We start from the raw sequence: 12,444 nt of genomic DNA, 5'->3' as shown, positions 1-12,444 counted from the left end.
CAGCGCGGTCCATTTGAAGAGACCGCCGCTTCGTCGTGGCGACGCGGCGGCCGGATCCGATTGATTGCCTGGGAGGGCCCGATGGGCATTGAGCGCGAAAATATCGAAAGCAACGCGGCGATCGGCGGACATCCGCTGCATCCGATGATGATTCATTTCCCGGTCGCGGCCCTGATCGGGTTGTTGCCGGCCGACCTGGCGCACCTGTGGACGCTCGACGAATTCTGGTGGCGTATGGGGCTCTGGCTGTCCGGCGTCGGTGCCATCGGCGGCTGGATCGCCAGCGTGGCCGGTCTGATCGATCTGCTCACCGTGCGGCAGATCCGCCAGAAGGTCACCGCCTGGTGCCATGCCATTCTCGCGGTGATGATGCTGTCGATGGCATCGCTCAACTGGCTGTTGCGCTTCTACAGCAGCCCGAACGACGAAACCGCCCTGTGGGGGCTGTACCTGTCGGTCGTCACCGCCGTGCTGATTTCCCTGGCGGCCTACCTCGGCGGGCGCCTGGTCTACGATCATGCGGTGGCCGTCGATGTTCAGCGCTGAGGGCCTGGCGGAGGAGTGAAGGGTCATGGGGCTCGGTCGAATCCTTTTGGCTCAGAAGGGTTTGGCCAGCACCAGCCACAGCGTGGCCGAGATCAGCAGTGGGATCAGCGCGCCGACCAGGATGCAGGGCAAGGTCACGCCGCGTTCCGGCTGGCTCTCCATGCGCACCAGCAACGCACCGCAGAAGGCGTGACAGAGCGCCATGCCCGCCACGGCGGTGAGCTTCATCACCAGCCAGCCTTCGATGATGCCGTCGCGCAGAAACAGCGCCGTGCCCGAACCGATGGCGAGCAGCGCGGCGGGGGTCGCGATGAGGGTGAACACCATGCGCGTGAGCTGGGCATGGTTGCGCTCGAAGATATCGCCGCTGCGCTTTGCCCCGCCGGCAATCAGCGCAGGCAGATAGAGCAAGGCGCCGCTCCAGCAGAGCAGGGCGGCAAAGTGCAGCAGTTTGAGCAGGGGCATCTCGGTCTCCATCCGGCCCACGGTTTACGTCCGTTGAAACGGTCGCAACGTCGATCTCTGGATGTGACAGTCACCTGCCTTCACGGTTCGGCGCGTCTGGCGCGGGCGCCTCGATGAGGGTGCGGGTCGCCGGTCAGTGCACTGCCGGCTCAGTCAGTGGCTTCGCGCTGGGCCTGCTGCTGTTCGCTGCGTTGCTCGAACAGCTGGCTGCCGCAACGGCTGCAGAACGCCGCGTTCGGTTCGTGGCTGAGTTTGGCGCACCCCGGGCATTTATGTTGCAGGCTGTCGGCGCGCATGGCGTTGGCCAGCTCGGCGGTGAAGATGCCGGTCGGCACCGCGATGATCGAATAACCGGTGATCATCACCGCGGTCGCGACGCTCTTGCCCAGCGCCGTGTGCGGAACGATGTCGCCAAAGCCCACCGTCGTCAGGGTGACCACGGCCCAGTAGATGCTCATCGGGATGCTGGTGAAGCCGTTCTCCGGCCCTTCGATCACGTACATCAGGGTGCCGTAGATCAGCACCAGGGTCGTCAGGCTGAGCAGGAACACGATGATCTTCTGCTTGCTGCCGCGCAGCGCGACCAGCAGGTAGTTGGCCTGGCTCAGGTAAGGCGTGAGCTTGAGCACGCGGAAGATGCGCAGCATGCGGATGCTGCGCACCACCAGCAGGTACTGGGCGTCGGGCAGCAGCAGGGCGAGGAAGGCGGGCAGGATCGACAGCAGATCGATCAGCCCATAGAAGCTGAAGATGTAGCGGCTCGGCTGGGGATGGCTGTAGATCCGCACCGCGTATTCGATCGCGAAGATCGCGGTGAAACCCCATTCGAGCCCGGTGAGCAGCGCGCCATGACGTTCGCGGTAAACGGCGACGCTGTCGAACATCACCACCACCAGGCTGGCCATGATGACGATCAGCAACCAGGTATCGAAGCGTTTGCCGGCGGGCGTATTGGTGAAGAAGATGATCGTGTAGAGGCGTTCGCGCCAGCTCTGGGATTGCATGTTCAGGTCCGTTGATCCGCCTGGTTAAACCGCAGGAGACTATCACGGCCTTTGGTTCGCATCGCGGCGCCAGGTTCCCCTCGGTGTGGTGCGAGCGCCTCGTCGAAGAGCCGTATCGCGGCCTTCGTTCATCCGTCGGCTTTGCCTCCCGCCGGCCGGCGGCGTAGTCTTGCCCAATTGCTTGTCTACTGCTGCACCTCGCCAAGAATGTCTCTGCGACTGGAGAGCCTGATGTCCGATTCGCAGCTGGTCGACCCTTTCGGCCGGCGCATCACCTATCTGCGGTTGTCGGTAACCGACCGCTGCGATTTCCGCTGCACCTACTGCATGAGCGAGGACATGGTGTTCGCGCCGCGCGCGCAGATCCTGACCCTCGAGGAACTCTATGCGGTGGCCGATGCGTTCATTGGCCTGGGCGTCAAGCGCATCCGCGTCACCGGCGGCGAACCGCTGGTGCGCAAGGGCCTGACCGGCCTGCTGGCGAGGCTCGGCGCGCGACCGGAACTCGAAGACCTGGCGATCACCACCAACGGTTCGCAGCTCGGCGTGCTGGCGCCGCAATTGCGCCAGGCGGGGGTGACCCGGCTGAACGTCAGCCTCGATTCGCTCAAGCGCGAGCGCTTCGCCGAGCTGACCCGCCGCGACAAGCTCGATCAGGTGCTCGCCGGCATCGCCGCGGCGCAGGCCGCCGGCTTCGACCGCATCAAGCTCAACAGCGTGGTGCAGAAGGGCCGCAACGACGATGAAGTCCTCGATCTGGTCGACTTTGCCGTCGACCGCGGTCTCGACATCAGCTTCATCGAGGAAATGCCCCTCGGCGCGGTCTCCAGCCACCAGCGCGAGGTGACCTTCTGCTCCAGTGACGAAGTGCGCGAACGCATCGAGGCGCGTCATACGCTGGTGCGCAGCAGCCATGCTACCGGCGGCCCATCGCGTTACTGGCAGGTGGCGGGCAGCACCACCCATGTCGGTTTCATTTCGCCGCACAGCAACAATTTCTGCGGCAGCTGCAACCGGGTTCGGGTCACCGCCGAGGGCAAGCTCGTGCTGTGCCTGGGCGACGAAGGCGCGCTGGACCTCAAGGGGCTGATGCGGCGCTACCCCGGTGACGCGGACCGTCTGCGCGAGGCGCTCGTATCGGCCTTGCAGCTCAAGCCCGAACGCCACCACTTCCGCACCGACGAGCAGGTCCAGGTGATCCGCTTCATGAGCATGACCGGGGGCTGAGGCGGTCCTGATTCGGAGGGCTTTAGCCTTCCGATACCGCAATCGATCGGTGCGTTGAGAGCAGCGCCCTGCATCTCGATTGCCATATCGCCACGCTGCAGGCCAACGGCAGAGTACCGCCCTCCGGTCCTGCGGATGAGGCTCTGTTCGCCGGTCAAGACCGCTCCCATGCAGCGGCGGCGAACCGTGGGAGGTCGGGGACGCCCAGTCTCGACCGCGAGCTTTTCGATCCTGATGGCACGTTGCGATGAGCATCCTCGCAGGGGGCGCGCGGCGGGATAAAGCTATGCGCGGTCGAGATCGTTCTGCGTTGATATGGCAGTCCGTTCGCGCCGATTAACGACCGGCCTGCGGCGCCTTCGCTTCCAACCAGTGCGCAGCGGTTCCGCTAAACGACGTGGGCCGCGTGCTAGACTCCGCGCCCGCGCGCCGCCGAACTCCACGATGCCCCGGGATACCCATGACGCTCACGGCAACCCCCGCCCTCAAGACCGAACGCTGACTGCCACGGAACGGCCACCATGCGACTGAAAAGCATCAAGCTCGCGGGATTCAAATCCTTCGTCGATCCCACCACGGTCAGCTTCCCCAGCAACATGGCCGCGGTCGTGGGGCCCAACGGCTGCGGCAAGTCCAACATCATCGACGCGGTGCGCTGGGTGATGGGCGAAAGCTCGGCGAAGAACCTGCGTGGCGAGTCGATGACCGACGTCATCTTCAACGGCTCCAACACCCGCAAGCCGGTGACCCAGGCCAGCATCGAGCTGATTTTCGACAACTCCGACGGCACCCTCACCGGTGAGTACGCCGCCTTCGCGGAGATTTCGATTCGCCGGCGCGTGACCCGCGACGCGCAGAACACCTACTTCCTCAATGGCGTGAAATGCCGTCGGCGCGACATCACCGACATCTTCCTCGGCACCGGCCTCGGCCCGCGCAGCTACTCGATCATCGAGCAGGGCATGATCTCCAAGCTGATCGAGGCCAAGCCCGAGGACCTGCGCAATTTCATCGAGGAAGCGGCCGGCATCTCCAAGTACAAGGAGCGCCGACGGGAGACCGAAAGCCGTATCCGCCGTACCCACGAGAACCTGGCGCGCCTGACCGACCTGCGCGAAGAGCTTGAGCGTCAGCTCGAGCGGCTGCACCGCCAGGCCCAGGCGGCGGAGAAATACCAGGAATACAAGGCCGAGGAGCGCCAGCTCAGGGCGCAGCTGTCGGCGCTGCGCTGGCAGGCGCTGAACGACCAGGTCGGGCAGCGCGAATCGGTGATCGGCAACCAGGAGGTGAGCTTCGAGGCGCTGGTCGCCGAGCAGCGCAGTGCCGATGCGAGCATCGAGCGGCTGCGCGATGGCCACCATGAGCTGTCCGAGCGCTTCAACCAGGTCCAGGGCCGTTTCTATTCGGTCGGCGGCGATATCGCCCGGGTCGAGCAGAGCATCCAGCACGGGCAGCAGCGTCTGCGCCAGCTGCAGGACGATCTGCGCGAGGCCGAGCAGGCGCGCCTGGAAACCGAGTCGCACCTGGGCCATGACCGCACGCTGCTGGCGACCCTGGGCGAAGAGTTGGCCATGCTCGAGCCCGAGCAGGAGCTGGCTGCCGCCGCGGCGGAGGAATCGGCCGTCGGGCTCGAGGACGCCGAGGCCGCGATGCAGGCCTGGCAGGAGCGTTGGGACCGCTTCAACCTGCAGAGCGGCGAACCGCGCCGGGCGGCCGAAGTGCAGCAGGCGCGCATCGGCCAGCTCGAGCAGAGCCTGGAGCGCCTGGCCGAGCGCGGTCGGCGGCTGGACGACGAGCGTCAGCAACTGGCCGCGGACCCGGAAGATGCCGCGATCTTCGAACTCGGCGAGCAGCTTGCCGCCGGTGAGCAGCAACTCGAGGACCTGAGCCTGGCCGAGCAGGCCGAAGTCGAGCACCTCGAACGGCTGCGCGGCGAACTGCAGCAGATGACCCGCGCGCAGCAGCAGGCCCAGGGCGACCTGCAGCGCCTCAGTGGCCGCATCGCGTCGCTCGAAGCCTTGCAGCAGGCTGCGCTCGACCCCGGCAAGGGCGCCGCGCAGTGGTTGCACGAGCAGTCCCTCGAGAACCGGCCGCGACTGGCCGAGGGGCTGCGCGTCGAACCCGGCTGGGAGCTCGCGGTGGAAACGGTGCTCGGCGCCGATCTTCAGGCGGTGCTGCTCGATGATTTCGGCGGCCTGGATCTGGCCGGTTTCGAGCAGGGCGAGCTGCGCCTGGCCCAGGCGGGCATCCAGCCCACCCGGGTGCCGGGCAGTCTGCTGGACAAGGTCGAGACGGCGGTAGACCTCGCACCCTGGCTGGGGCAAATCAAGCCGGTCGAAACGCTGGATGATGCGCTCGCGGGCCGTTCGGCGCTGACCGAGGGGCAGAGCCTGATCAGCCGTGACGGCTACTGGGTGGGCCGTCATTTCCTGCGCGTGCGCCGCGCCGCCGAGGCGGAATCCGGCGTGTTGGCGCGCGGCCAGGAACTGGAGCGTCTGGAGGCCGAGCGCGTCGAGGGCGAGGCGGCGCTGGCTGCCCTCGAAGAGCAACTGGTGACGCTGCGCGAGAGCCAGCGCGGGCACGAGCAGCAGCGCGAGGAGCTGCGCCGCCGTCTGCAGGAGCTGGCGCGGCAACAGGCCGAGCTGAATGCGCAACGTTCGGCGCAGCAGGCCAAGGTCGAGCAGCTCGCGCTGCGCCGTCGCCGCCTGGATGAAGAGGTCGACGAGCTGGCCGAGCAGCGCGCGCTGGAGACCGAGGCGCTGGGCGAAGCGAGGCTGCAGCTGCAGGATGCGCTGGACGCCATGGCGCTCGACACCGAGCAGCGCGAGGAACTGCTTGCCAGCCGCGACCTGATCCGCGAGCGTCTGGATCGTATCCGCCAGGATGCGCGCCAGCACAAGGACCATGCCCACCAGCTGGCGGTGCGGGTCGGCTCGCTCAGGGCCCAGCACGATTCCACCCGCCAGGCGCTCGAGCGCCTCGAACAGCAGTTCGAGCGGGCAGTGGAGCGCCGCGAGCAGCTCAGCCTCAACCTGGAGGAGGGCCAGGCGCCGCTCGAGGAGTTGCGCATGAAGCTCGAGGAACTGCTCGAACGGCGCATGGGCGTGGAAGAGGAACTCAAGCATGCGCGCCTGGCGCTGGAAGATGCGGACCGTGAGCTTCGCGACGCCGAGAAGCGCCGCACCCAGGCCGAGCAGCAGTCGCAGCTGTTACGTGGCCAACTGGAGCAGCAGCGCCTGGAGTGGCAGGCCCTGACCGTGCGCCGCAAGGCATTGCAGGATCAGCTGCAGGCGGATGGCTACGACCTGCACGGTGTACTGGCGACCCTGCCTGCCGAAGCCGGCGAGGCGGAGTGGGAGGCGGAGCTCGAACGCCTGGCGGCGCGCATCCAGCGCCTGGGGCCGATCAACCTCGCGGCCATCGACGAGTACCAGCAGCAGTCGGAACGCAAGCGTTACCTCGATGCGCAGAACGACGACCTGGTCGAAGCGCTCGAAACGCTGGAAAACGTGATCCGCAAGATCGACCGGGAAACCCGCAACCGCTTCAAGGAAACCTTCGATCAGATCAATGGCGGCCTGCAGGCGCTGTTCCCGAAAGTATTCGGTGGCGGCAACGCCTATCTGGAACTTACCGGGGAAGATCTACTCGATACCGGGGTGGCGATCATGGCGCGCCCACCGGGGAAGAAGAACAGCACGATCCATCTGCTCTCGGGCGGTGAAAAGGCCCTGACGGCGCTGGCCCTGGTGTTTGCCATCTTTCAGCTCAACCCGGCACCGTTCTGCATGCTCGACGAGGTCGACGCGCCGCTGGACGATGCCAACGTCGGCCGTTACGCCCGGCTGGTCAAGGAAATGTCGGAAAAGGTGCAGTTCATCTATATCACTCATAACAAGATCGCCATGGAAATGGCCGACCAGCTGATGGGCGTCACCATGCACGAGCCCGGTTGCTCGCGCCTCGTCGCCGTCGACGTCGAGCAGGCCGTGGCGATGGTGGAGGCCTGAATACTGCCGGCGTGAGCCAAGCGGCGCCGTACCCGGCGCATCGGCCGTCCGGCCTGACATACGGAGACCCATAAAACGACGCGGTCCGGCGGTGCACAGCCACCGTTCGTCGTGCTAGTTTAGGGCACAATTTTTTATGACGTGAGAAGCCTTGCGATCAGTGAAGCTTCCCGTTTTTTTCATCGAATTCAGAGGTCTACGCATTAATGAATATCGGTCTGCGCGAGTGGCTGATCGTCATCGGCATCATCGTTATCGCCGGCATCCTGTTCGATGGCTGGCGGCGGATGCGCGGCGGCAAGGGCAAGTTGAAGTTCAAGCTGGACCGTAGCTTCTCCAACCTGCCCGAAGAGGACGAGACACCTGCCGAGCTGCTCGGCCCACCGCGGGTGGTGAACCGCAACGCCGAACCTCGGGTCGAGGACGACGACCTGCCTTCGATGACCGCCCGCGACCCTGGCAAGCGCCGCGTCAGCGAACCGCGCCAGGGCGACCTGAACCTGACCACCGACGAGCCCGTACCGACCCTGCTCGATCCGGTCGCCGATGACATCGAGGCCGAAGAGGAAGAAAAGGACCAGTCGCCCGTCGAGGAAGTGCTGGTGATCAACGTGATCTCCCGCGACGCCTCGGGCTTCCGCGGCCCGGCGCTGCTGCAGAACATCCTGGAGAGTGGCCTGCGGTTCGGCGAGATGGACATCTTCCACCGTCACGAAAGCATGGCGGGCAATGGCGAGGTGCTGTTCTCCATGGCCAACGCGGTCAAGCCCGGCACGTTCGACCTGGACGACATCGACCATTTCACCACCCCGGCGGTGAGCTTCTTCCTGGGCCTGCCGGGCCCGCGCCATCCCAAGCAGGCGTTCGATGTGATGGTCGCCGCGGCGCGCAAGCTGTCGCAGGAACTCAACGGCGAGCTCAAGGACGACCAGCGCAGCGTGCTGACGGCACAGACCATCGAGCATTACCGTCAGCGTATCGTCGAATACGAGCGCCGGCAGATGACCATCAAACGCTGAATCGAAACCGCTCCGCCTGGAGCGGTTTTTGTTTGTGCCGGATGCCGCCCTCGCGGGCTCCGCGCCTGCCCTCGACGCCTGGATCGGATAGAATCGCGCGCCTGTTATCAACCAAGGCGTGCTGTGACTGTCTCAACCAGCATTGCCATAGCCACGGCTCCGTTATATGCCTTCCGCCCAATCCGCCGCCGAACGCATCGCCGCGTTGCGCAGTGAAATAGACGCCCACAACTACCGCTACTACGTGCTCGACGAACCGAGCGTGCCGGATGCCGAATACGATCGGCTGTTCAAGGAACTCCAGGCGCTTGAGGCCGAGCACCCCGAGCTGGTGACCCCGGAGTCGCCGACCCAGCGCGTCGGTGGCGCGGCGCTGGCCGCCTTCGGCCAGGTCCGCCACGAAGTGCCGATGCTCAGCCTGGGCAATGCGTTCGAAGAGCGAGACCTCGTCGACTTCGACCGGCGTGTGCGCGAGGGGCTCGACCTGCCGGCCGGTGACCTGCTCGACGACGGGGTGCAGGTCGAATACAGCTGCGAGCCGAAACTGGACGGTCTGGCGGTCAGCCTATTGTACGAGGACGGCTACCTGGTGCGCGGTGCGACACGGGGCGATGGCACTACCGGCGAGGACATCAGCGCCAACGTGAGAACCGTGCGCAACATTCCGCTCAGGCTGCAGGGCTCGGGCTGGCCTCGGGTGCTCGAGGTGCGCGGCGAAATCTACATGCCCAAGGCCGGCTTCGAGGCGCTCAACGCACGGCAGCTCGAAGCCGGCGGGAAGACCTTCGCCAACCCCCGCAACGCGGCGGCGGGGAGCCTGCGCCAGCTCGATTCGCGGATCACCGCGAGCCGGCCGCTGGAGCTCTGTGCCTATGGCGTCGGCCGCAGCGACGGCGCGCTGCCCTCGACCCATTACGACATGCTCCACGCCCTCAAGGAATGGGGCCTTCCGATCAGCCGCGAACTCAAGCGTGCAAAGGGCGTCGAGGCCTGTCGTGCGTACTTCAACGATATCGGCGAGCGCCGCGACACGCTGCCCTACGAAATCGACGGCGTGGTGTTCAAGGTCAACGACATAGGCCAGCAGCGCGAACTCGGTTTTCGCGCCCGCGAACCGCGCTGGGCGATCGCCCACAAGTTCCCGGCACGCGAGGAAGTCACCGAACTGCTGGGCGTCGAGTTCCAGGTCGGCCGCACCGGGGCGATCACGCCGGTCGCGCGCCTCAAACCTGTTCAGGTCGCCGGCGTGACGGTTTCCAACGCAACCTTGCACAACATGGACGAGGTCGCCCGGCTCGGCGTGATGATCGGCGACAGCGTCATCGTGCGGCGCGCCGGTGACGTGATCCCGCAGATTCTCGGCGTCATCGGCGAGCGCCGGCCAGCGGATGCCCGGGCGGTGGCCGTGCCGCAGCAGTGCCCGGTCTGCGGATCGGCGGTCGAGCGCACGCAGCTCATCAAGCGGGGCAAGGGACGCGAGACCATCAGCGAGGGGGCGATCTACCGCTGCGTCGGCCGTCTGGCCTGCCAGGCGCAACTCAAGCAGGCGATCATCCACTTCGTGTCGCGCCGCGCCATGGACATTGACGGTCTAGGTGACAAGATCGTCGAGCAACTGGTGGACAAGGGCCTGGTCGGCTCGCCGGCGGACCTGTACCAGCTCACCTACGAGCAGGTCTTCGCGCTCGAAGGGTTCGCCGAGATCTCCAGCCGCAACCTGCTCAAGTCCATCGATGCGAGCCGCAACCCGACGCTGGCGCGCTTCATCTTCGCGCTGGGGATTCCCGATGTCGGCGAGGAGACCGCCAAGCTGCTGGCGCGCGCCCTCGGTTCGCTCGAGCGCATCCAGCGCGCGCTGCCCGACGTGCTGGTCTACCTGCCGGACGTGGGGCTCGAGGTCGCCCATGAAATCCACAGCTTCTTCGAGGACCCGCACAACCTGACGGTCATCGCCCAGCTGCTCGAGCGCGGCGTGACCTTGCAGGAGGAGGGCGACGTGCATCCGGAGTTCGCCGCCTGTGCCAGCCTCGCCGGCCTGCTCGATCGGCTGGATATCCCCTATATCGCCGCGACCGGCGCCCAGCGCCTGGCCGAGCGCTTCGGCTCGCTGGAGGCCATCATCACTGCCGACTGGCTCGACCTGCGCCAGGTCGAACGCCTCAACGAGCGCGCTGCGCGCGCGCTGCGCGATCATTTCGACAACCCCGCCAACGTCGCCCGGGCGCGCGCCATCGAGGCGCAACTGCGTGAGTTCGGCATGCACTGGGAAAGCGAGCGCAAGAGCAGTGAAGGGCTGCCGCTGGCGGGGCAGACCTGGGTGCTGACCGGCACGCTGGAAGCGATGAGCCGGGACGCCGCGAAAGCGCGCCTCGAAGCGCTGGGTGCCAAGGTGGCCGGATCGGTGTCGGCCAAGACCAGTTGTGTGGTGGCAGGGCCGGGCGCGGGCTCGAAACTCGCCAAGGCCAGCGAGCTGGGCCTCAAGGTGCTCGACGAAGACGCGTTTCTCCGCCAGCTGCAACAGCTGGAGGGATAGGCGGCGGCCGGGAGCCCCGAGGGTTCCCGGTCACCAACGGCCGCGCCCACCGTAGCGGGGCGTGCCCTGGGCTTTTCGTGGGAACGCTCTTGACTGCGAAAGGCCACCACCGAAAGGGCCTGGGCCAGCCTTTGGCCCAGGCCTCCAACCCAAGCGCACCCGCTCATTAAAGAATTTCCAACCCTCGCCGAAACACTTGGCATGTGGACTTGCTCGTCAAGCCGGTCCGCAGGCGCTGCGGCGGTCGATTTCGAAAATCAATAAAAATTTTCGAAAATCCCTAAAGCAAACCGAACAGGCGCCGATAAACGGTAGGAATGCGAACTCAATGGGTGCCTGGGCAGAAGCCGGCCCGGAGTCGCAAGCTCAGGCAACCATGTAAACAGCGCCCTTGGAGGCAAACACCATGGCTCTTACAGTCAATACCAACATTGCGTCGCTCAACACTCAGCGCAATATCAACAACACGTCCAACGCCCTGAACACCTCCATGCAGCGCCTGTCCACCGGTAGCCGCATCAACAGCGCCAAGGACGACGCCGCCGGTCTGCAGATCGCCAACCGCCTGACCAGCCAGGTCAACGGCCTGAGCGTCGCGGTTCGCAACGCCAACGACGGCATCTCCCTGGCCCAGACCGCTGAAGGTGCTTTGCAGCAGTCCACCAACATCCTGCAGCGTATGCGTGACCTGTCCCTGCAGTCGGCCAACGGCTCGAACAGCGACTCCGAGCGTACCGCTCTGAACTCCGAAGTGACCCAGCTCAAGAAAGAACTGGACCGTATCAGCAACACCACTACTTTCGGTGGCCGTCAGCTGCTTGATGGCAGCTTCGGCACAGCAAGTTTTCAAGTCGGCTCCGCTGCAAATGAAATTATCAGCGTAAGCATTGATAAAATGAGTTCAGACTCGCTGAGCGGTACGTTTTATGAGGCTTCTTCTACTGCGGTAGCCGCAGCGGCAACAACGGCAGCTGGCGACATTACTGTTAGCCTAGGACTTGAGAGTTCTACTGATCCAGTTGAGCTGACTGTTACGATGAAGGGTACCGAAACGGCAAAAGAAGCGGCTGCGAAAATTGCAGCTGCGGTGAATGATGCCAACTTGGGTGTCGGTGCTTTCGCGCAAGACGACGGCACGATTGATTATGTTTCGAAGGCGGTTACTCAGGCTGACGGCACTGTTGTGCAGCAACTGAAAACCGTTACGGTTACTGATACAGATACCACTGGTTATACTGGCGGCGCGGTTGTGGCTGCTGATGTCACGGCCGCTGCCGCTGCAGACTCAACGGTAAAGGCTATCGATATCAGTACATCAGCTGGTGCCCAATCCGCCGTTCTGGTAATCGATGATGCGATCAAAGCAATCGACGCTCAACGTGCCGACCTCGGTGCCGTGCAGAACCGCTTCGACAACACCATCGCCAACCTGCAGAACATCAGCGAAAACGTGTCGGCCGCCCGTGGTCGTATCGAAGACACCGACTTCGCCGCCGAAACCGCGAATCTGAGCAAGAACCAGATTCTGCAGCAGGCCGGTACCGCAATCCTGGCCCAGGCCAAGCAGCTGCCGCAGGCTGTCCTCAGCCTCCTGCAGTAACAGGTCAGCGCGTAAAAGTGGGGGATGGCCTCAGCCATCC

General features: G+C 65.1%; 8 protein-coding genes. 6 read left to right on the top strand and 2 right to left on the bottom strand.

The window, feature by feature from the left end:
* The first annotated feature begins 81 nt into the window (after positions 1-81).
* Positions 82-546, top strand: a complete 465-nt coding sequence (locus DN824_RS11715; protein ID WP_138408584.1) for a DUF2231 domain-containing protein — start codon at positions 82-84, stop codon at positions 544-546.
* A 51-nt stretch (positions 547-597) separates the two neighbouring features.
* Here DN824_RS11715 and DN824_RS11710 read toward each other — a convergent pair whose 3' ends face one another.
* Positions 598-1,011 (bottom strand): CopD family protein, encoded by a 414-nt coding sequence (locus DN824_RS11710; RefSeq protein ID WP_138408583.1) that lies wholly within the window; start codon positions 1,009-1,011, stop codon positions 598-600.
* Positions 1,012-1,160: 149 nt separating this feature from the next.
* Positions 1,161-2,015, bottom strand: a complete 855-nt coding sequence (locus DN824_RS11705) for an ion transporter (protein WP_138408582.1) — start codon at positions 2,013-2,015, stop codon at positions 1,161-1,163.
* A 231-nt stretch (positions 2,016-2,246) separates the two neighbouring features.
* Between DN824_RS11705 and moaA the strand changes: the two genes are divergently transcribed.
* The 5 genes from moaA (at position 2,247) to DN824_RS11680 (ending at position 12,404) form a co-directional block, all read left to right on the top strand.
* Positions 2,247-3,242, top strand: a complete 996-nt coding sequence (moaA, locus tag DN824_RS11700; protein WP_138408581.1) for a GTP 3',8-cyclase MoaA — start codon at positions 2,247-2,249, stop codon at positions 3,240-3,242.
* Between the two features lie 521 nt (positions 3,243-3,763).
* Complete coding sequence (gene smc, locus DN824_RS11695) at positions 3,764-7,252, top strand: chromosome segregation protein SMC (protein ID WP_138408580.1); 3,489 nt, start codon at positions 3,764-3,766, stop codon at positions 7,250-7,252.
* Between the two features lie 206 nt (positions 7,253-7,458).
* Entirely contained in the window at positions 7,459-8,271 is an 813-nt protein-coding gene (gene zipA / locus DN824_RS11690; RefSeq protein ID WP_138408579.1) for a cell division protein ZipA, read from the top strand.
* Between the two features lie 166 nt (positions 8,272-8,437).
* A complete protein-coding gene (gene ligA / locus DN824_RS11685; RefSeq protein ID WP_138408578.1) occupies positions 8,438-10,804 on the top strand; it encodes an NAD-dependent DNA ligase LigA in 2,367 nt (788 codons plus the stop codon).
* A 406-nt stretch (positions 10,805-11,210) separates the two neighbouring features.
* The gene (locus DN824_RS11680) at positions 11,211-12,404 is read left to right on the top strand and encodes a flagellin (protein ID WP_138408577.1); all 1,194 of its coding nucleotides are present in this window, start codon (positions 11,211-11,213) and stop codon (positions 12,402-12,404) included.
* Positions 12,405-12,444: the final 40 nt, after the last annotated feature.

Source organism: Stutzerimonas nosocomialis (assembly GCF_005876855.1).
GTDB classification, from domain to species: Bacteria; Pseudomonadota; Gammaproteobacteria; order Pseudomonadales; family Pseudomonadaceae; genus Stutzerimonas; species Stutzerimonas nosocomialis.
Note: the sequence above shows the minus strand (reverse complement) of the source record. Positions and strands in the feature narration are given on the sequence as shown.

Excerpts from the sequence above, each read along its gene's own strand:
- DN824_RS11715 (WP_138408584.1), top strand. The coding sequence starts at position 82 with ATGGGCATTGAGCGCGAAAATATCGAAAGCAACGCGGCGATCGGCGGA.
- DN824_RS11710 (WP_138408583.1), bottom strand. The coding sequence starts at position 1,011 with ATGCCCCTGCTCAAACTGCTGCACTTTGCCGCCCTGCTCTGCTGGAGC.
- DN824_RS11705 (WP_138408582.1), bottom strand. The coding sequence starts at position 2,015 with ATGCAATCCCAGAGCTGGCGCGAACGCCTCTACACGATCATCTTCTTC.
- moaA (WP_138408581.1), top strand. The coding sequence starts at position 2,247 with ATGTCCGATTCGCAGCTGGTCGACCCTTTCGGCCGGCGCATCACCTAT.
- smc (WP_138408580.1), top strand. The coding sequence starts at position 3,764 with ATGCGACTGAAAAGCATCAAGCTCGCGGGATTCAAATCCTTCGTCGAT.
- zipA (WP_138408579.1), top strand. The coding sequence starts at position 7,459 with ATGAATATCGGTCTGCGCGAGTGGCTGATCGTCATCGGCATCATCGTT.
- ligA (WP_138408578.1), top strand. The coding sequence starts at position 8,438 with ATGCCTTCCGCCCAATCCGCCGCCGAACGCATCGCCGCGTTGCGCAGT.
- DN824_RS11680 (WP_138408577.1), top strand. The coding sequence starts at position 11,211 with ATGGCTCTTACAGTCAATACCAACATTGCGTCGCTCAACACTCAGCGC.